The organism is Streptomyces mesophilus (assembly GCF_040300965.1).
GTDB classification, from domain to species: domain Bacteria; phylum Actinomycetota; class Actinomycetes; order Streptomycetales; family Streptomycetaceae; genus Streptomyces; species Streptomyces mesophilus_A.
The window spans coordinates 22,586-40,899 of the sequence record NZ_JBEPEW010000012.1; the positions used below are offsets into that span (position 1 = coordinate 22,586).

An 18,314-nucleotide genomic window follows, 5' to 3' on the forward strand; every position below is an offset into this window, starting at 1 on the left:
GCGTCATGGCAGGGGGTTGTGGCTGACCCAGGCCGAGCGGACTTCCTTCCAGCAGCGTCCGGTCAGACGCACGGTCAGCGCGGGTTCCGCCGCGACCGCCACCGCGTCCGAGTCGATGTCCCACCACCGGTCGCACTCGATGTGCAGACGTACGTGGTCCGTCTCGGGATACGGGTTGTGGCAGTACGCGGTGACGCGGGCGCCCTCGACGGCCGTGCGGCAGGTCGCCCCGAAGGGGCGCTCCGGCGGGGCGGGCTCGGCGGCGGCCGGCGTGGGCGCGGTGCCGGACGGCAGGAACAGCAGCAGGCTCAGCCCCGCGAGGAGGGGTCCGTACCGCCGCATCCTGCGCACCACTCGGAAGACCTCCTCGGCCGTACCGCGGCACGGCAGTCACTGCCGTCGCGGCTGCACCTCAAGGGGGGGAACTGGACTTCCAGAGTGCGGTGTTCGGGCGCGGGGCGCAGGGCGAGGGGGACCGAACGAGGGAGGCCCCGTTTCCCGGTGATCCGGGAAACGGGGCCTCCGAGGGGGTGCGGCACCGGTTGCGGCGCCCCATCCCCGTACGAGAAATCAGGCGCCCACAGCGTGCAGACCGCCGTCGACGTGGATGATCTCGCCGGTGGTCTTCGGGAACCAGTCCGACAGCAGGGCGACGATGGCGCGGCCGGTGGGCTCCGGGTCGTCCAGCTTCCACTCCAGCGGGGAGCGGTTGTCCCAGACCGAGGCCAGGTCGGAGAAGCCCGGGATGGACTTCGCGGCCATCGAGCCGAGCGGACCCGCCGAGACCAGGTTGCAGCGGATGTTCTCCGGGCCGAGGTAGCGCGCCATGTAGCGGTTGGTCGCCTCGAGGGCGGCCTTGGCCGGGCCCATCCAGTCGTACTGCGGCCAGGCGAACTGGGCGTCGAAGGTGAGACCGACGACCGAGCCGCCGTTCTCCATGAGCGGCTTGCAGGCCATCGTCAGGGACTTCAGCGAGTACGCGGAGACGTGCATGGCCGTCGACACCGACTCGAAGGGGGTGTCGAGGAAGTTGCCGCCCAGGGCGTCCTGCGGCGCGAAGCCGATGGAGTGCACGATGCCGTCGATGCCGCCCAGATCGGCGCGGACCTTGTCGGCGAGGCCGGCGAGGTGCTCGTCGTTGGTGACGTCCAGCTCGAGGACGGTCGTGGGCTTGGGCAGCTTCTTCGCGATGCGCTCGGTGAGCGTCGGCCGCGGGAAGGCGGTCAGGATGATCTCCGCGCCCTGCTCCTGCGCCAGCTTGGCGGCGTGGAAGGCGATGGAGGACTCCATCAGCACACCCGTGATGAGGATGCGCTTGCCGTCGAGAATTCCGCTCATGGTCAGTGACCCATGCCCAATCCGCCGTCAACGGGGATGACGGCACCAGTGATGTACGAAGCGTTGTCGGAGGCCAGGAACTGGACCGCGGCGGCGATCTCCTCCGGCTGCGCGTACCGGCCGAGCGGCACCTGCGAGACGATGCCCGCGCGCTGCTCGTCGGTGAGCACCTTGGTCATGTCGGTGTCGACGAAACCCGGTGCGACGACGTTGAAAGTGATGTTGCGCGAGCCCAGCTCACGGGCGAGCGAGCGCGCGAAGCCGACGAGGGCGGCCTTGGAGGCGGCGTAGTTCGCCTGGCCCGCGGAGCCGAGCAGACCGACCACCGAGGAGATCAGGACGACGCGGCCCTTCTTGGCGCGCAGCATGCCGCGGTTGGCGCGCTTGACCACACGGAAGGTGCCGGTGAGGTTGGTGTCCAGGACGGAGGTGAAGTCCTCCTCGGACATCCGCATGAGGAGCTGGTCCTTGGTGACGCCGGCATTCGCGACGAGCACCTCGACGGGACCGTGCTTCTCCTCGATCTCCTTGTAGGCCTGGTCCACCTGCTCGGTGTCGGTGATGTCGCACTTGACGGCGAGGAAGCCCCGCTTCTCCAGCTCCGCGGGTTCGCCCGAGCGGTACGTGATCGCGACCCTGTCGCCGGCCTCGGCGAACGCATGGGCGATGGCGAGGCCGATGCCCCGGTTTCCTCCGGTGACGAGAACCGAGCGGCTCAACGGATCACCCTTTCGATAGTGGTCGGATACCCGGAAACTTATCTGGCCCGCCGCGGTTACGGAGAATCGGTCACTGACAGTGGCACGGAGCAGTCCCTGTCGGGTCCCTACAGAAGTGCCCGCGCAGCAGTGCCTGCGCAGAAGTCCTGCCAGAAGGTCCCTACGGAAAGGGTGGTGCCCGAAGTGCCCACAGCCCCTCACGCCATCGATGCGACCTTTACCGCACTCCCCTTGCGCGCGCTCGCCGACGCCGCCCTCGCCCGGGCCCGTGCGCTCGGGGCCGAGCACGCGGACTTCCGCTTCGAGCGGGTGCGCAGCGCCGGCTGGCGGCTCAGGGACGCCAAGCCGTCCGGGTCGTCGGACACGACAGATCTCGGTTATGCCGTACGAGTGGTGCACGGCGGCAGCTGGGGCTTCGCCTCCGGGGTCGATCTGACGATGGACGCGGCCGCGAAGGTGGCCTCGCAGGCGGTCGCGATGGCCAAGCTCTCGGCGCAGGTGATCAAGGCGGCCGGTTCGGACGAGCGCGTCGAGCTCGCGGCCGAGCCGGTCCATGCCGACAAGGAGTGGATCTCCTCGTACGAGATCAATCCCTTCGATGTGCCGGACGCGGAGAAGACGGGGCTGCTCGCCGACTGGAGTGCGCGGCTGCTCGCGGCCGAGGGGGTCGCGCATGCGGATGCCTCGCTCCTGACCGTGCAGGAGAACAAGTTCTACGCGGACACCGCGGGCACCGTCACCACCCAGCAGCGGGTGCGGCTGCATCCGCAGCTGACCGCGACGGCCGTGGACGAGCGGACCGGCGAGTTCGACTCGATGCGGACCATCGCGCCGCCGGTGGGGCGCGGCTGGGAGTACCTCGGGCAGAGCGTGTGGGACTGGGACAAGGAGCTGGCGCAGATCCCGGAGTTCCTGGCCGAGAAGATGCGCGCGCCGAGCGTCGAGGCGGGGCGCTACGACCTGGTCGTCGATCCGTCGAATCTGTGGCTGACCATCCATGAGTCGATCGGGCACGCCACCGAGCTGGACCGGGCGCTCGGCTACGAGGCGGCGTACGCGGGCACGTCGTTCGCGACCTTCGACCAGCTGGGCAAGCTCACGTACGGCTCCGAGATCATGAACGTGACCGGCGACCGTACCGCCGAGCACGGCCTGGCGACCATCGGGTACGACGACGAGGGTGTGGCCGGCCAGTCCTGGGACCTGGTGAAGGACGGCACGCTGGTCGGCTACCAACTGGACCGCCGTATCGCGAAGTTGACCGGCTTCGAGCGGTCCAACGGCTGCGCCTACGCCGACTCCCCCGGGCATGTCCCGGTGCAGCGGATGGCCAATGTGTCGCTGCAGCCCGCCCCTGAAGGGCCCACGACCGACGAGATGATCGCGGGGGTCGAGCGCGGGATCTACGTCGTCGGCGACCGCTCCTGGTCGATCGATATGCAGCGGTACAACTTCCAGTTCACCGGCCAGCGCTTCTTCAAGATCGAGAACGGTCGACTCGCGGGCCAGCTCCGCGATGTGGCCTACCAGGCGACCACCACCGACTTCTGGGGCTCGATGGCGGCGGTCGGCGGGCCCGAGACGTATGTGCTCGGCGGCGCGTTCAACTGCGGGAAGGCGCAGCCGGGTCAGGTGGCGGCGGTGTCGCACGGATGCCCTTCGGCGCTGTTCCAGGGCGTGAACATCCTCAACACGACACAGGAGGCCGGGCGGGGCTGACCGGGATCCGGGCGGGGCTGGCCGGGATCCGGGCGGGGGCTGACCGGGATCCTGGCGGGGGCTGACCGGGATCCTGGCGGGGCTGGCCGGATTCCCCGGCAGGCGCGGACTCCGCGCCTGCCGGCCCGTCGCCGCGACCCGCATCGGCCGGCTGCAACCCGTATTGACTAATAGTCAAATACGCAGGACTCTCTGGACCACCGCCCCATCGGCCACGCTCCCGCCCTGGAGGTCCCGTGAGTACGGAAGGCACGGCGCAGTTGAGCACGGAGTTGAGGGATGCGCTTCCGGAGAGCTTCGGGCGGCTGACGCCCGAGCAGGTCGGCGTTCTCGCGGACGCCCTGCGCGCCCGGCGCGAGAGTCAGGCCTCCGGCCTGAACGAGGCCGCCGAGGACGCGCTCAAGCTCGTTCCCGCACTCGCCCGCGGCCCTGTCCGCCGCATCCTGTTCCGCTGAATCGGAGGCCCCGCCATGGATTCATCGCACAGCGCCGCCCCCGAAACACCGCACAGCCGCCCCGCCCCCGAAGTCCTGCAGAGCCGTGCCGAGATCGAGAAGATCGCCGCGCTCCTGGACGTGGACAAAGGCCGTCTCGGCTTCCTCGGAGAGCTGCCTCTTCAGGACGTACGACGCTTCCGTGAGCAGACCGTCGCCGCACTGTTCGACCGTGTGCCGGAGATGCTGGACCGGATCGCCGCCGCGACCAAGCTGGTGCCCGCCGGAGTGGCCGCCGCCATCTCGCAGAAGGCGCTCGGACCGCGGCTCGCGGCCGCGGTCGCGGGCCGGCTCGATCCGGCACGCGCGGCCGACATCATCGAGAAGCTGCCGGTCGCGTTCACGGCCGAGTCCTGTGCGCACCTCGATCCGCGGCGTATCCCCGGGATCGTGGACCGGCTCGACGAGAACCTCGTGGTCCGTATCGCCGTGGTGCTCGCCGAACGCGGCGACCACCTCACCATGGGCCGCTTCGTCGGACATCTGCGGGATGCCGCGCTCAGCCGCATCCTGCCGCACGTCCCGGACGAGACGGTCCTGCGTACCGGTTACGCCATCGACCGGCCCGAACAGCTCAGCAGGATCATCGAGTTGATGGGTCGGGAGCGGCTCGAGTCGGTCATCGCCTCGGCCGCCGACGGGCTCTGGCCCGAGGCCCTCGCGGTGGCCGGCATGGTCACCGGGGAGCAGCGCGGCCGCATCGCCTCGCTCGCGGCCGCTCAGCCGCCCGAGCGGCTCGACTCCCTGGTCGCGGTGGCGGCCGAGCAGGGCCTGTGGGAGTCGCTGCTCCCGCTGGTGGCGCTGCTCCCCGCGGGCGAGCTGCGCGCGGTCGCCGTGCTGCCGTCGCTGCGGGACGCCGAGGTGCTCGCCGGGGTCGTACGGGCCGTCGTCGCCACGGGGTTGTGGGCCGAGTTCCTGCCGCTGGTGGAACTCCTGCCGGACGCGTCCCGCCAGGTGGTGGCGGATGCCGCGGGCGCGCTCGCCGAACCGGAACTGGACGCGCTCGCCCGGGAGGTCGACAAGCAGGACCTGTGGGATGTGGTGCTGCCGCTGGTCGAGTTGATGTCGGACGAGGCCAAGACCCGGATCTTCGCGTTGCCGGCGTTCCAGGACGCGGCGGGTTAGGACGCGGCGGGTTTGGCGCCGGGTCAGGACGCGGCGGGTTTGGACGCCGGCTTAGGACGCGGCGGGTCAGGACGCACTGTGGGCGGGCCTCTCGGCCCGCCCACAGGACCTGTCACGCGCGCTCCGCGACCGCGTCCCCCGACGCCCGCCAATGCCGCTCGGGTATCCCCACCAGGCCGTACAGCCAGCGCACCGGTGAGCGGCGGTGCAGCAGCACCACACCCGCGAGCACCGCGAACAGGAGCAGTCCGAAGACCGCCCCGAGCAGCCGCACCAGGCCGCTCGCCACGAGTGCGCCCACGAACGGCAGGCCGTACACACCGGCGGCCGCGATGGCGATCGCGAGGATGCGGGGCACCTTGCGGTCCTCGTCGCCGCCGGGCAGGTCCCAGCCCTCCATCAGCCAGCTGATCTCCGTGACCAGCATCGTCCCGATCACGGCGGCCCCGAGGAGCAGCAGCGCCAGGAACGTGCCGGAGGTCAGGAAGTCCAGGACGTTGTTGACGACGCTGTCCTTGGGCCAGTCGGCGAAGTCCCGCGCCCCGGTGGAGAAGAAGCGCGCGTAGCCGCTGCCGTCCCAGCCGTGGATCAGCGTCCCGAACACCAGGAAGTACCCGCCCACGGTCTGCAGATACGCCCAGTAGCCCGCGCCCATGAGGACCAGGGCCTGGGCCGCGGTGAACCCGAGCAGCGTGGCGACGGGAACACCTCCCGCGTAGAAGAGGACGAACCCGGCCCAGATTCCCCCGTGGGCGTCCGCCACCTGCATGGTCGCCCAGGACGGGTTCTGCCAGAGCAGGAACAGTCCGGTCGGTACGAGCAGCACGGTGGCGAAGAGCAGCGTCAGGGTCAGATACGGGTTCGCGACACGGCTGCGGGTGCGGGGGCCCTCGCCGACGCTCAGCCGCTCCCAGATCTGGAGCTGGCGTCCGGCCGCGACGGCGAAGGTGGCGCCGATCGCGTATGCCCAGAACAGGGCGGCCTGGATCTGGATCATGGCGAGGCCTTCAGGGTGAGTCCGCCGGCGACGATCAAGTCCGAGGTGACCAGGGCCTGTTCGGCCTGCACCTGGGTCATGAAGACGAAGGGCGGTACGACCGGTGGGACGGGCAGACCGTCCGGCGTGAAGGTCAGACAGAGCAGGCCTTCGAGGCAGCCGCTGAACTTCGTGAGGTAGAGCGTGACGTCACCGTCGAGCTCCAAGGTGTCGGCGCCGAGGGCCAGTTCGTCGCTTCCGTCGCGGGTCTGCAGCCGGTAGTCGTCGAGGGATGCGGCCTTCATACGGAGCACCATGACCTTCAGCGTGCCGTCGGCGGTCGGGAGTTCCTCGACTCCGGCGAACAGGAAGCCCTTCGGGGCGAAGAGCGTGGTGGTGACCGTCGCGGGAGTACGCGGCGCGACGATGCCGTCGGCCGGGGCGGAGACGCCGTCGGACGGGGCGGAGACGACGTCGGCCGGAGCCGAGAGCACATCGACCGGTGCGGCCATCGCCCGGCCCACTCCCGGCCCCCACACCGCTCCGGCGAGCACCACCGGCAGGAGCACCCCGAGGGTGCGCGTCCCCTGCCCGTCCCGTATCCGCTCCCGCTTCGCCTTCTCCTTGGCGTCCGGGTCGACCGGTGTCCAGCCGAAGCCCATCGCGCTGCCGGCGATGCCCAGGAGCATGCCGACGAGGAAGCCGCCGAGGTTGGTCGCGGCGAAGGAGAGCACCGACAGGATCAGGGCGTTGACGCTCACGTAGTGCCGGGTGTGCGGCAGCAGCCACAGGAAGAGACCGGCCACGATCAGCGCGAGCCCGATGCCGATCGCCGCGATCCCGCCGAGCCCCAGGCTGACCAGGACGGTGAGCGGCGACAGCGGTACGAGGAGCAGCTCGAGACCGCCGAGGATCAGCAGCAGCCCGCCCCAGAACGGCCGTGTCCGGCGCCAGCGGCGCAGGACACGGCGCGCCTCGGGCAGCGGCAGCCGCCGGTCGAGCCATCCGCCGCCGTCGCGGTTCAGAAGCACTTCTTGCCGTCCAGGCTGACGTCCACGCGCATGCCTTTGAGACGGAAGTTGCCGCCCGTCGCCGACCATGCGTTGGACCGCACCCCGGACACCTCGATGTCCCCGGCCTGCAGACCGAACTTGCCGGCCTCGCCCTTGACCCCCTCGACGCTGTCGAGCGTGGAGGCGTCCCGGCCGATCTGAGCCGTACCGAAGCGGGCGTCGCCGACCAGGTCCTCGCCGTCGATCACCAGGTTGCTGGCCGTGACGTTTCCGGCCTCGCCGCCCGCCGTCAGCTTGAACACGACCGTGCCGACCGGGGTCTTCACCTCCGCGGCCTGGCAGATGTCGGAGAGCGTGGCATCGCCGATGCCGAGCAGGGCGACGGGATGGCCCTTCCCGTCGACCGAGCGGTCCACCTGGACGTAGGAGGCGAGGCCCTCGCTGCTGAGCTTGCCCGAGGAGACCTGGAAACTCGTACCGGAGACGGCGAAGGACGCGGCCAGTGCGCCCTGGGCCATCACCGAGGCCATCAGACCGACGCAGAGCACCGCCGGCAGGGCGACGACCGCGGTCTTCTTCCAGTTGGTTCTGCCCACTTCGGTGGGCCGCTGCTGTGAGCTCACGTTGCCTCCCGTACGTCGTCCACGTGCGTAGGGGCGGTGCGTGGCCGATGCGGGAGCGCGCCGCATGCGGCCCGTTCTCTCGCGGAGCGTCGACGCAGGTCGGCGGCTGGGCCATACTGCGGGCATTCCGCGGGCAGTTGGAGACTAGGGCGCAATTTGAATAATAGTCAACAGCGTGGCAGCACCGAGCGTTCACAGGCACGCCGCGCCGAACTCATCGCCATTGGACGGAAGTTGTTCGCCGACACGTCCTACGACGCGTTGTCGATGGACGACATCGCCCAGCGCGCGGGTGTCGCGAAGGGCTTGTTCTACTACTACTTCAAGTCGAAGCGCGGCTACTACCTGGCCATCGTCGAGGACTCGATCGCCGGGCTCGTCGCACGCGCGGGCAGCGCCAAGGATCTGCCGCGCACGGTCCGCGTGCATCGCACGATCGACGGCTATCTGCGCTACGCGGAACAGCACCGCGCGGCGTACCGCGCGATCGTGACAGGCGGCGTGGGCTTCGACGCCGAGGTGCTCGCGATCCGCGACACCGTGCGCGAGGAGCTGATCGCCACGATCGCCGAAGGAGCGTACGGCAGACGCGACATACCCCCGCTCGCACGGCTCGCCCTGATCGGCTGGCTCAGCGGCGTGGAGGGCGTGACCCTCGACTGGCTCGGCCGCACGGAGCCGGACCGCGACACGGTGCGGGAGCTCCTGGTACGGCAGCTGCGCCGGACGCTCGACACCATCGAGGAGCTCCTGCCGGACTGGCCCTCCCCCGAGCCGGACTAGCCGTCCGGGGTCAGGGCCTCCGCGCCGCGCACCTACGGAACCCTGACCACCTGTCCCGCATACGCGAGCCCGCCGCCGAAGCCGAAGAGCAGCGCGGGGGCACCGGACGGGACACTGCCCGACGCGACCAGCTTGGACAGGGCGAGCGGGACGCCGGCCGCGGAGGTGTTGCCGGACTCGGTGACATCGGTGGCCACGACGGCGTTCACGGCCCCGATCCTGGCGGCGAGCGGTTCGATGATCCGCAGGTTCGCCTGGTGCAGGACGACCGCGGCGAGCTCCTCGGGCGCGATGCCGGCACGGGCGCACACCTGCCGTGCCAGGGCGGGCAGTTCGGTGGTCGCCCAGCGGAAGACGGACTGGCCCTCCTGGGCGAAGCGGGCCGGGGTTCCTTCGATACGGACGGCGGCGCCGCGGTCCGGGAAGGAACCCCACACCACCGGGCTGATCCCGGGCTCGGCGGAGGGCTCCACGACCGCGGCGGCCGCCGCGTCGCCGACGAGGATGCACGTGGTGCGGTCGGTCCAGTCGGTGACGGAGGAGAACTTCTCGGAGGCGATCACCAGGGCGCGGCTGCCCGCTCCCGCACGCAACGACTGATCGGCGAGCGCGAGGGCGTGACTGAAGCCGGAGCAGGCCGTGTTGACGTCGAGGGCCGCCGGATGCGGGATGCCGAGGCGGGCCGCGGTGCGCGAGGCCATGTTGGGGGCGCGGTTCTCCGCCGTGCAGGTGGCGAGCAGTACGAGGTCGATGTCGCGGGCGTCGACGCCGGCATGGGCCAGGGCCTTCTCGGCCGCGGCGGCCGCCATCGAGTCCACGGTCTCGTCGTCGGCCGCGATGTGCCGGGTGTCGATGCCGACGCGCGACCGTATCCACTCGTCGTTGGTGTCGACGAGTGCGGCGAGGTCGTGGTTGGTGAGGACGCGGGCGGGCTGGTGGTGGCCGAGTGCTGTGATGCGGGTTCCGGTCGTCATACGGGTTCCTTCTCCGTCGTGGCGGCGGGCCGACCGAGCAGCGCTTCGAGCGCCGCCTCGAGTCCGGCGGGGCCGCCGTCGTCGGCCCAGGCGAGATAGCCGTCCGGGCGCACCAGGCAGGCCCCTACGGCGAGTTGGGACGCGCAGTCGGCGACGGTGACGTCGACCGGCCAGGGGGCGACGGCCTTGCGCAGATCGTTCGCGGCGCCGGGTTCGAGGACGAGCAGCCGGAGCCGGCCCGGCCGCAGGAGTTCCACGACGCCCGTGGTCCTGCCGCCCACTGTCAGCGGCAGGTTCGGCAGGAAGGTCCCGGTCCAGCGGGACTGGTGCGGACCGCGGGGCAGGGTGACGTCCTGGTCGCTGATCATGTCGCCGAGCTGTCTGCTGACGGCCGGGTTCTGCAGCAGGCCGATGAACAGGTCCCGCAGCGGATCGTGCCCGCGACCCGGCTGCATCAGGGCCAGCTGGGCCTGGGTGTTGGCGATGGTGCGGGCGGCGGGCGGACGGCGCTCGGCGGTGTAGCTGTCGAGGAGGCCCTCTCCTGCCCGGCCCCGTAGATGCAGGGCGAGCTTCCAGGACAGGTTGACGGCGTCCTGGAGACCGAGGTTGAGGCCCTGGCCGCCGACCGGGAAGTGCACGTGGGCGGAGTCGCCCGCGAGCAGCACCCGGCCGCGGCGGTAACTGTGCACCAGGCGCGCGTAGTCGCTGAAGCGGTCGAGGAACGTGGCGTGGAACATCGGGATGTCACGTCCCGCGATCCGGCTGACCGTGGCCTGGAGTTCGGCGAGCGTGAGCGCGGTGCGGCGGTCGGGGTGCGGTCCGTCGAAGTCGAAGGCCGCGACCCGGCTGGGGCCCCACGGGCTGGGGTTGATCACGGTCCAGCCGCGTTCGGTGAGGTTCCAGCCGGGCGGCGCGCTGTAGGGGTCCTCCAACTCGACCACGCCGAGCACCGCCTGGGCCCGTGGCAGGTGCTCCTCGCTGGTGAACCCGGCCTGTTCGCGGACGAGGCTGCGGGCCCCGTCCGCGCCGATCACCCAGGCGGCCCTCAGGTCCGAGCCGTCGTCGAGGGTGAGCGTGACCTCCTCCTCACCCGAGCCCAGTGCGGTGACCTTCCGGCCGCGCAGGACAACAGCGCCCCGCTGCCGTGCCGTCTTCTCGAACTGCCGCTCGAGGTCGCTCTGCGCCCGCCCCACGATGGGATCGCCCTCGACGGCCGGACCGGTGATGGTCAGACCCGGCAGGCCCGCGAAGTGGAAGGGCTGGGTGGCCTCGCGGTCGAGCAGTTCGGGAGCGGTGCGCGGCGCGGTGAGGTAGCCGCGGCGGCGCAGCACCTGGGCCGTACGGGCGTGCAGGGTGCCCGCCTTGGGGACGTCGAGGGTCTCGGTGTTCTGCTCGATCACCGTCACCCGTACACCGAAGTGGGCGAGTTCGGCCGCGAGCAGCATCCCGACGGGGCCGCCGCCGACCACGGCGACCTGCACCGAGGAGGAGGACGAGGAGGAGGTCACGCGCGGCTCACTTCCCCACCGCTGCCTCGGACCTGCCGCGGCCGAGGGCGACCACGAGCAGCCCGAGCACGACACAGACCACGGCCATCGCGCTCAGCAGGGTGTGGAACGCGTCGTCGTACGAGCTCCCCTCGCCGGTGGCCAGCGAGACGAGCGCGGAGCCGAAGACGGCGACCGCGATGGCCTCGCTGCCCAGACGCAGGGTGTTGAGGAACCCGGCCGCCATGCCCGCCTTCTCGGGCTCGACCAGACCGAGCGCCTGCCCGTCGACGAGACCGGCCGACAGGCCCATGCCCGCACCGGTGACCAGCATCGGCACCGCCATCGCGAGCAGCGAGCTGTCCGGGCCGAGCGTCAGGAGCGCGAGGTCGCCGACGACCAGGCAGACCAGAGAGGCGAAGACCACGGCGAGCGGCGAGGTCCCGCGCTCGACGAGCTTGAGACCGACGAGCGGCAGCGCAAGGACCGGGACGGTCAGGAGCAGCATCGTGGCGCCCGCGGCCGAGGCGCTGTAGCCGGCGACCGTAGCGAGGTACGAGGGCAGATACGTGAGCTGGGTGACGAACCCGAACGAGGCCGCGACCGGCACCAGGGTGTACGCGAGGAAGCGGCGGTTCCGGACCACCGACAGGTCGAGCAGCGGAGCCTCGGTGCGCTTGGACAGCGCACCGAAGAGGGCGAGCAGCACCACGGAGAGCAGCAGCAGACCGAGCGTCTCGGGTGCGGTCCAGCCCCACTCGGAGCCCTGCACGATCGCGTACGTCATGGCGGCCATGGCGACGACGAAGACCACCGCACCGCGCACGTCGAGCCGTCCACTGCGCGCCGCCCGGTCGCCGACGCGGCGGGCGATGGCCGGGACACAGGCGAGGACCACAGCGAGCAGGATGGCCTGGAGGCCGAAGATCCAGCGCCAGCCGAGCGCGTCCACGGCCGGTCCCGAGACGGTCGGGCCGAGCGCGACGCCGATACCGGCGATGGTGCCGAAGAGCGCGAACGCCTTGGCGCGGGCCGGCCCTTCGAAGGCCGAGGAGATGATGGCGCTGCCGCAGGCGAAGATCGCGGCGCCGCCGAGTCCGGCGAGCGCGCGGGCGCCGTCCAGTACGTAGATGTTGGGCGCGAGCGCGCAGGCGAGCGAGGCCACCGCGAAGATCGCGGCGCCGGCGGCGAAGGCCCGGATCCGGCCGACGAGGTCGGCGAGCGTGCCCCAGACGAGCGTGAAGCAGGCGAAGGCCACGTTGAACGCGTTGACCACCCACTGCAGGGCGGCCGATCCGGCGCCGGTGTCCGCGCCGATCTCGGGCAGGGCGACGGCCGTACCGGAGATGGAGGTGGGGACGACGAACACGGCGAGCAGCACCGCGAACAGGGTCAGGCCGCCGGCCGCCGGGGCGCTCCCGGTATCCAGGTCCGGTGCTGTGCGTGCGGGATCGGTGGTCGATGAGGCCACGGGAGAACTCCGAATCGAGAGCTGGGGACCTGGGGCAGGTCGGTGACAGGGGTTCCTGCAACGGGAGTTGGCGCCGAGCGGGCGCACCGACTCACGGAGGTACGATCAATCTCGTACCTCAGGTTGGCACAGTCCGCAGGTTTGACGCAAGTAGTACCTTGAGGGGTGGTGTCGCACGGTGCGACGCCTTGTGGGGTCGCACGGTGCGACGCCCTGCGGTGCCGCCGAGCGCGGCACCCGAGCCGCGTGAGGAGCCGCGCCATGCCGGACGCCGAGGGACACCCGAACGTCGAGGAGATGGACTTCCAGACGGTGCTCAAGGCCCTGTCCGATCCGCTGCGCTACCAGGTGATCGCAACCCTTGCGGGTCTGCCGGACAGCACCGAGCGCACCTGCACGTCCTTCGGCCTTCCGGTGTCCAAGTCCACCCGCACGCACCACTTCCGGATTCTGCGCGAGGCCGGTCTCGTACGGCAGGTGGACCGGGGCAACAGCCGCAGCGCGCAGCTGCGGCGCGCGGACATCGAGCGGCGGTTTCCGGGGCTGCTGGGACTCGTCACGGACAATGCCCAACTGCCGGAGGGTGCCGAGCTGTTGGCGACCCGGGACTGAGACATCGGGCCGGGACTGAGACATCGGGCCGCCGACGGCCCGCGAGTGGGACACCAGGCCGGCGGCGGCCCGGGGCTCAGACATCAGGCCGGCGGCGGCCCGGGACTCAGACACCAGGCCGCCGACGGCCCGGGGCGGACCCACGTCCCGGGCCGCCGCCGGCGCACTACCAGCGCACGGGCAGTGACACCGGCCGCCGCAGAATCACCCCGCTGTCCCACGGCAGCCCGGCCGGATCGGCGTCCAGTGCCAGCTCGGGGAACTCGCGCGCGAGGGCGGTGAGCAGTTCACCGATCTCCATCCGGGCGAGCGCCGCCCCCATGCAGTGGTGCATCCCGTAGCCGAACTGCAGATGCCGCGGGCCCTCGCGGTCGGGGTCGACCGTCAGCGGATCGGCGAAGACCTCGGGGTCGCGGTTGGCCTGGAAGGCGTCCGGATAGACCACCTCACCCTCCTCGACCACTCCGTCGGTGACCTCGACGCGTCGGGTCGCCAGGCGGGGGAAGGCCGAGATGTTGCCGAGCGGGATCAGCCGGATCAGCTCCTCGACGAGCTTCGGTGCGATCTCGGGCTCGGCCGCGAGGCGCCCCCAGAGCACCGGACGGCACAGCAGGACGTAGAGCACCTTGGACGCGACGGACAGGATGTTCTGGTCGGCGCCGAGCAGCGAGCCGAGCAGGATGCCCACCAACTCGGCGTCGTTCAGCGGCGGTTCGGCGGCATCCCGACCGGCCACGAACCGGTCGATCAGACCGCCCTCGATCCGCGGCCGCGCCCCGGCGACCAGCTCGCCGAGATACACGTACAGCGCGGTGAAGTCCTCGACGAGCCCCGGCACGTCGTCGTGCGAGGCGACCTGGACGGTGTGGCCGAGCGGCCGGTAGTACGCGATGTCCGCGTCGGGGATGCCGAGGAAGCGGCCGTTGATCTCGGCCGGCAGCGTGTCGAGGACGGTCGCGTACAGGTCGGGCCGCTCCTGTCCGCGCAGCAACTCCAGCTTGGCGGCGAGCAGTTCCCGTACGACGGGACGCAGGGCCTCGACGCCGGCCACGCTGTAGTCGGCGGTCACGAACCGCCGTATGCGCGCGTGGTCGGGTGCGTCCAGGTTGAGGAGCAGCTCCTTCGGCATGATCGTCGGCAGGAAGGTGGGGCCGCCGTCGACGTTGGTCTCGGTGCGCCCGAAGCTCGGGTCCGTGAGCACCTGGTGCACATCGCGGTAGCGGGTGAGGTGCACGGCGGTGTGTCCGCTGGGCAGCGTGATCTGCGGAAGTCCGCCGCGGCTGCGCTCGGCGACGGGCGTGAAGGTGGGGACCGGATCGAGGTGCGGTATGCCGTCGATACGGGCCAGGGCGGGGGCGGATGTGGTCATGTCGGGCTCCTTGGAGGCAGGAGTGGGTGGGGGCCGGGGTGGGGTGGGCCGGGGTGGGACGGGGTGGGCCGGGGTGGGACGGGGTGGGCCGGGGTGGGACGGGCGGCCGCACCTGGGTTGTCAGTGGGGGCCGATAGCCTTTGAAGGGCTCGGCCCCCGGGAGGGAGGGGTCTGTCCGGCTCACGGGGCCTCGGCCTCACAGGACCTCGGCCCCAAGAGCCTCAACCCCCCACTCACCACAGCCGAGTCAGCCGCACCCCGGTCACCGCACTCAGCTCGCGCAGCGCCTGGTCCGTGGTGCGGAAGTGGACGGCGGTCCAGCCCTCCCGCTCGGCGGCGCGGCAGTTCTCGGCGAGGTCGTCGACGAGCACACAGCTCTCGCCGCCGGCCCGCGCCTCGCGCTGCGCGAGCCGGTAGATCTCCGGTTCGGGCTTGCGTACGCCGTGCAGACAGGAATCCACGACCCGGTCGAACTCCCCCGCCGGTTCGATGATCTGGCGCCAGTACGGCTCCCATTCGCGCACGTTGTTCGAGAGCACGCCCACACCGAGGCCCTCGGCGCGCAGCGTGCGTACCGCCGCGGCGATCTCGGCGTTGACGGTGACTCCGTCGAACCACTGCCGCCCGAAGTCCCCCCAGTCCGCGCGGGATTGGTCGAGCTCGGGCCAGCGCCGGCGCAGCGCGGCGGACAGCAGCGCGGTCCACTCGGCCTGCGGCATCCGCCCCGACTCGATGGGCGCGAGCGGCGGTTCGCCGAGCTCGCGGCCCAGTTCGGCCATCGCGCCCTGCAGTTGGTCGGGGCGGATGCCGGTCTTCTTCTCGTACGTGCGGAAGAGTTCCTCCAGGGGCGGCGAGAGCACTCCCCCGAAGTCGAACCAGACGAAGGCCGTCACGCGGACACCAGCCGTTCCTCGGCGGGCGCGGACGCGGCCGGGCACAGGGTGCGGCCCAGGCGCATGGTCGCCGTGGCGATGACCCGGCCTTCCTGCACCAGTTCGGACTCCACCGTGACGCCGTCGGGTGCGACCGCACCGACCCGTGCCCGGCAGTCGGTGGGCAGTTCGAACTCGGCGACCTGCGCGAAGTCCGTACGCAGCGACTCCATGTACAGACCGCGCGGCGCGAGCCCGTGCACCTCGCTGGACGCGTAGAGCGCGGTCTGGCGGAAGGCCTCGAACATCACCGCGCCCGGTATGTGGTCGAGCGGGTGGTCGAAGAGTCCGGGGTGCGCCCGGTCCACGATCACCTGGCCGACGGCCTCGCTGCCCTCGACCACGGCATCGGCGAGCACGACGTTCTGCGCGCTGCGCCGGCCGACGAGGTAGGTGGGCAGCCTGAGGCCCGTGATGTGGGCGCGCGGGGTGAGTTCGAGGCCGGCGCGCGAACGGTCGCGCAGCGCCTGCCACGTGCGGCGCGGCATCCAGCGGCACTCCAGGCGCGCGGTCGCCGCGGGCCGTCCGTCGACCTCGGCGAGCACCTCGTAGACCGCGCCGGCCACCTTGCCGCCGCGCTTCTTGGTCTCGACGATACGGAAGTCGATGAGCAGTTCGGCCGGACGGGGGCCGATCCGCAGCGCCCCGGTGTCGACGATGGTCAGTTCCGCGCGGTCGAAGACGAAGGCGGAGCCGTGCGGTGCGTCGAGATAGGCATGTGAGCCCAGGATCCCGCACTGCCTGAGCACTTCCATCAGGAGCAGCGGATCATAGAGCGCCGGGCTGCCCGTGTGGTCGTTGTAATAGCTGTGGGTGCGCGGCAGTTGGGCCGCGATCAGCGCGCCCTCGCCGTGCGGCCGGTGGTCGGTCAGAAAGACCTCGGTGACGGATGCGCGGTGGACCAATGCGCGCGGAACGGTGCCGGTGTAGTCAAGACCGTCAACTGCCATGGCATTCTCCCCTTCTGCCCAGGCGTTAGGTACGACGGAGACAATACCTAGGTTCGATGATCTTGATGCGGCCGAATTCCGGCCGGTCTGGCTGGAACACATGAGGTGCGGTCCGAAAAAGACCAGGTCAGCGCTCGCACACCAGTACCCACTATGGAGTGCGTCACAACTCGTGCACGCATCTGGCGCCATGTCCGACCGATGTATACGCGTTGGCCGACTGGTATATGGAGAGGACACCCGCACGGGTGGACCACAGCGACTTCAGCACATAGGAGGCGGATCGATGAGTTCTCGTACGACCCCACCGCACGAGATCGTCGAGCGGGCCCTCGACCTGTCCACCGCCGACGGGTGTGTGGTGATCGCCGACGAGGAGTCCAGCGCCAACCTGCGCTGGGCGGGCAACGCGCTGACCACCAACGGGGTCACGCGCGGCCGCACCCTCACCGTGATCGCCACCGTCGACGGCAAGGAGGGCACCGCCTCGGGGGTCGTCTCACGGTCGGCCGTCACCGCCGATGAGCTCGCGGATCTCGTACGGGCCGCCGAGAAGGCCGCGCGGGACGGCGAACCGGCCGAGGACGCGCAGGAGTTGGTGACCGGCACGCCCGCATCACCGGACTTCCTCGACGCCCCCGCCGAAACCTCATCGGCCGTCTTCGCCGCGTTCGCACCCGCACTGGGCGAGGCCTTCGCCCGCGCCCGCTCCGGCGGACGCGAGCTGTACGGGTTCGCCCACCACGAGATGACCTCGAGCTATGTCGGTACGTCGACAGGGCTGCGACTGCGGCACGACCAGCCCAACGGCACCCTCGAGCTGAACGCCAAGTCCCCGGACCGTACGCGCTCGGCCTGGGCCGGACGCTCGACGCGGGACTTCAAGGACGTGGACCCGGGGGCTCTCGACACCGAGCTCGCGCAGCGCCTCGGCTGGGCCGAGCGGCGCATCGAGCTGCCGGCCGGGCGCTACGAGACGCTCCTTCCGCCGACCGCCGTCGCGGATCTGCTGATCTACCAGTACTGGTCGGCCGCGGGCCGCGACGCCGTCGAGGGCCGCACCGTCTTCTCCAAGCCCGGCGGCGGTACGCGGATCGGCGAGCGGCTCAGCGAGCTGCCGCTGACCCTGCGCAGCGATCCCGCGGAGCCGGGCCTCGAGTCCGCGCCGTTCGTGATCGCGCACGCTTCGGGCGACACCGCCTCGGTCTTCGACAACGGACTGCCGCTCGCGCCGACGGAGTGGATCCGCGAGGGCGAGCTGGCCCATCTGCTCACCACCCGGCACAGCGCGGGCCTCACCGGGCTTCCGCTCGCGCCCGACATCGACAACCTGGTCCTGGAGGGCGGCGGCGACCGCTCCCTGGACGAGATGGTCGCGGCCACGGAGCGCGGGCTGCTGCTCACCTGCCTCTGGTACATCCGCGAGGTCGACCCGGCGACCCTGCTGCTCACCGGGCTCACCCGGGACGGGGTGTATCTCGTCGAGGACGGTGAGGTGGTCGGCGAGGTGAACAACTTCCGGTTCAACGAGTCGCCGGTCGATCTGCTCGGCCGGGCGACCGAGGCGGGCCGCACCGAGAAGACGCTGCCGCGCGAATGGGGCGACTACTTCACCCGGGCCGCGATGCCTCCGCTGCGCGTGCCGGACTTCAACATGAGTTCGGTGAGCCAGGGGGTGTGAGCCGGGACGGCCGCCGCATGTGACCGAAGGCCGCGATCTTGCGGACTG

At 71.1% G+C, this 18,314-nt stretch carries 18 protein-coding genes; 6 read left to right on the top strand and 12 right to left on the bottom strand.

The features are described 5' to 3' along the window. Positions 1-3: 3 nt before the first annotated feature. The 3 genes from ABT367_RS06985 to fabG all read right to left on the bottom strand — a co-directional run bounded on the left by ABT367_RS06985 (position 4) and on the right by fabG (position 2,057). Positions 4-351: a hypothetical protein gene (locus ABT367_RS06985; protein WP_352250504.1), complete on the bottom strand. Its 348-nt coding sequence runs from the start codon at positions 349-351 to the stop codon at positions 4-6. Between the two features lie 219 nt (positions 352-570). Continuing rightward, positions 571-1,338: an enoyl-ACP reductase FabI gene (gene fabI, locus ABT367_RS06990; RefSeq protein WP_352250377.1), complete on the bottom strand. Its 768-nt coding sequence runs from the start codon at positions 1,336-1,338 to the stop codon at positions 571-573. Between the two features lie 2 nt (positions 1,339-1,340). After that, positions 1,341-2,057, bottom strand: a complete 717-nt coding sequence (gene fabG, locus ABT367_RS06995) for a 3-oxoacyl-[acyl-carrier-protein] reductase (RefSeq protein ID WP_352250379.1) — start codon at positions 2,055-2,057, stop codon at positions 1,341-1,343. Between the two features lie 204 nt (positions 2,058-2,261). On the opposite strand from fabG, the gene ABT367_RS07000 reads away from it, so the two are divergent. The 3 genes from ABT367_RS07000 to ABT367_RS07010 all read left to right on the top strand — a co-directional run bounded on the left by ABT367_RS07000 (position 2,262) and on the right by ABT367_RS07010 (position 5,395). Further along, positions 2,262-3,776: a TldD/PmbA family protein gene (locus tag ABT367_RS07000; protein WP_434975419.1), complete on the top strand. Its 1,515-nt coding sequence runs from the start codon at positions 2,262-2,264 to the stop codon at positions 3,774-3,776. Between the two features lie 236 nt (positions 3,777-4,012). Continuing rightward, positions 4,013-4,231: a hypothetical protein gene (locus ABT367_RS07005; protein WP_352250383.1), complete on the top strand. Its 219-nt coding sequence runs from the start codon at positions 4,013-4,015 to the stop codon at positions 4,229-4,231. 15 nt (positions 4,232-4,246) lie between these two features. Then, on the top strand, positions 4,247-5,395 hold the full coding sequence (locus ABT367_RS07010) for a hypothetical protein (protein WP_352250385.1): 1,149 nt from the start codon (positions 4,247-4,249) through the stop codon (positions 5,393-5,395). Between the two features lie 112 nt (positions 5,396-5,507). Here the strand turns inward: ABT367_RS07010 and ABT367_RS07015 are convergent, their stop codons facing one another. Genes ABT367_RS07015 through ABT367_RS07025 form a run of 3 tightly spaced genes read right to left on the bottom strand, consistent with a single transcriptional unit; the run spans position 5,508 to position 7,914 of the window. Then, the gene (locus ABT367_RS07015) at positions 5,508-6,392 is read right to left on the bottom strand and encodes a hypothetical protein (RefSeq protein WP_352250387.1); all 885 of its coding nucleotides are present in this window, start codon (positions 6,390-6,392) and stop codon (positions 5,508-5,510) included. After that, positions 6,389-7,402, bottom strand: coding sequence for a DUF6114 domain-containing protein (locus tag ABT367_RS07020; RefSeq protein WP_352250389.1), 1,014 nt, complete (start codon positions 7,400-7,402; stop codon positions 6,389-6,391). Before ABT367_RS07020 ends, ABT367_RS07015 begins: the two co-directional genes overlap by 4 nt. After that, positions 7,393-7,914 (bottom strand): DUF6230 family protein, encoded by a 522-nt coding sequence (locus ABT367_RS07025; RefSeq protein ID WP_434975420.1) that lies wholly within the window; start codon positions 7,912-7,914, stop codon positions 7,393-7,395. The genes ABT367_RS07020 and ABT367_RS07025 overlap by 10 nt, the downstream gene beginning before the upstream one ends. A 249-nt stretch (positions 7,915-8,163) precedes the next feature. Between ABT367_RS07025 and ABT367_RS07030 the strand changes: the two genes are divergently transcribed. Beyond that, on the top strand, positions 8,164-8,790 hold the full coding sequence (locus ABT367_RS07030; protein WP_352250394.1) for a TetR/AcrR family transcriptional regulator: 627 nt from the start codon (positions 8,164-8,166) through the stop codon (positions 8,788-8,790). 32 nt (positions 8,791-8,822) lie between these two features. Here ABT367_RS07030 and ABT367_RS07035 read toward each other — a convergent pair whose 3' ends face one another. Genes ABT367_RS07035 through ABT367_RS07045 form a run of 3 tightly spaced genes read right to left on the bottom strand, consistent with a single transcriptional unit; the run spans position 8,823 to position 12,722 of the window. Further along, positions 8,823-9,764, bottom strand: coding sequence for a beta-ketoacyl-ACP synthase III (locus tag ABT367_RS07035; protein ID WP_352250396.1), 942 nt, complete (start codon positions 9,762-9,764; stop codon positions 8,823-8,825). Then, positions 9,761-11,272: an FAD-dependent monooxygenase gene (locus ABT367_RS07040; protein WP_352250398.1), complete on the bottom strand. Its 1,512-nt coding sequence runs from the start codon at positions 11,270-11,272 to the stop codon at positions 9,761-9,763. The genes ABT367_RS07035 and ABT367_RS07040 overlap by 4 nt, the downstream gene beginning before the upstream one ends. A gap of 7 nt (positions 11,273-11,279) precedes the next feature. Next, complete coding sequence (locus ABT367_RS07045; RefSeq protein ID WP_352250400.1) at positions 11,280-12,722, bottom strand: MFS transporter; 1,443 nt, start codon at positions 12,720-12,722, stop codon at positions 11,280-11,282. 261 nt (positions 12,723-12,983) lie between these two features. Between ABT367_RS07045 and ABT367_RS07050 the strand changes: the two genes are divergently transcribed. Continuing rightward, positions 12,984-13,334 carry an ArsR/SmtB family transcription factor gene (locus ABT367_RS07050; RefSeq protein WP_352250403.1) on the top strand — a complete coding sequence of 117 codons (351 nt, stop codon included), beginning with the start codon at positions 12,984-12,986 and terminating at the stop codon, positions 13,332-13,334. A gap of 166 nt (positions 13,335-13,500) precedes the next feature. Here the strand turns inward: ABT367_RS07050 and ABT367_RS07055 are convergent, their stop codons facing one another. The 3 genes from ABT367_RS07055 to ABT367_RS07065 all read right to left on the bottom strand — a co-directional run bounded on the left by ABT367_RS07055 (position 13,501) and on the right by ABT367_RS07065 (position 16,585). Beyond that, complete coding sequence (locus ABT367_RS07055; RefSeq protein ID WP_352250405.1) at positions 13,501-14,703, bottom strand: cytochrome P450; 1,203 nt, start codon at positions 14,701-14,703, stop codon at positions 13,501-13,503. A 233-nt stretch (positions 14,704-14,936) separates the two neighbouring features. Then, a complete protein-coding gene (locus tag ABT367_RS07060) occupies positions 14,937-15,596 on the bottom strand; it encodes an HAD family hydrolase (RefSeq protein ID WP_352250407.1) in 660 nt (219 codons plus the stop codon). After that, positions 15,593-16,585 (bottom strand): ScbA/BarX family gamma-butyrolactone biosynthesis protein, encoded by a 993-nt coding sequence (locus tag ABT367_RS07065; RefSeq protein WP_352250409.1) that lies wholly within the window; start codon positions 16,583-16,585, stop codon positions 15,593-15,595. Before ABT367_RS07065 ends, ABT367_RS07060 begins: the two co-directional genes overlap by 4 nt. 286 nt (positions 16,586-16,871) lie before the next feature. On the opposite strand from ABT367_RS07065, the gene ABT367_RS07070 reads away from it, so the two are divergent. Beyond that, entirely contained in the window at positions 16,872-18,266 is a 1,395-nt protein-coding gene (locus ABT367_RS07070; protein WP_352250411.1) for a TldD/PmbA family protein, read from the top strand. The last annotated feature ends 48 nt before the right edge of the window (positions 18,267-18,314 follow it).

Coding starts and splice junctions, on each gene's coding strand:
- fabI (WP_352250377.1), bottom strand. CDS start 1,338: ATGAGCGGAATTCTCGACGGCAAGCGCATCCTCATCACGGGTGTGCTG.
- ABT367_RS07010 (WP_352250385.1), top strand. CDS start 4,247: ATGGATTCATCGCACAGCGCCGCCCCCGAAACACCGCACAGCCGCCCC.
- ABT367_RS07015 (WP_352250387.1), bottom strand. CDS start 6,392: ATGATCCAGATCCAGGCCGCCCTGTTCTGGGCATACGCGATCGGCGCC.
- ABT367_RS07025 (WP_434975420.1), bottom strand. CDS start 7,914: ATGGCCTCGGTGATGGCCCAGGGCGCACTGGCCGCGTCCTTCGCCGTC.
- ABT367_RS07035 (WP_352250396.1), bottom strand. CDS start 9,764: ATGACGACCGGAACCCGCATCACAGCACTCGGCCACCACCAGCCCGCC.
- ABT367_RS07050 (WP_352250403.1), top strand. CDS start 12,984: ATGCCGGACGCCGAGGGACACCCGAACGTCGAGGAGATGGACTTCCAG.
- ABT367_RS07055 (WP_352250405.1), bottom strand. CDS start 14,703: ATGACCACATCCGCCCCCGCCCTGGCCCGTATCGACGGCATACCGCAC.
- ABT367_RS07065 (WP_352250409.1), bottom strand. CDS start 16,585: ATGGCAGTTGACGGTCTTGACTACACCGGCACCGTTCCGCGCGCATTG.
- ABT367_RS07070 (WP_352250411.1), top strand. CDS start 16,872: ATGAGTTCTCGTACGACCCCACCGCACGAGATCGTCGAGCGGGCCCTC.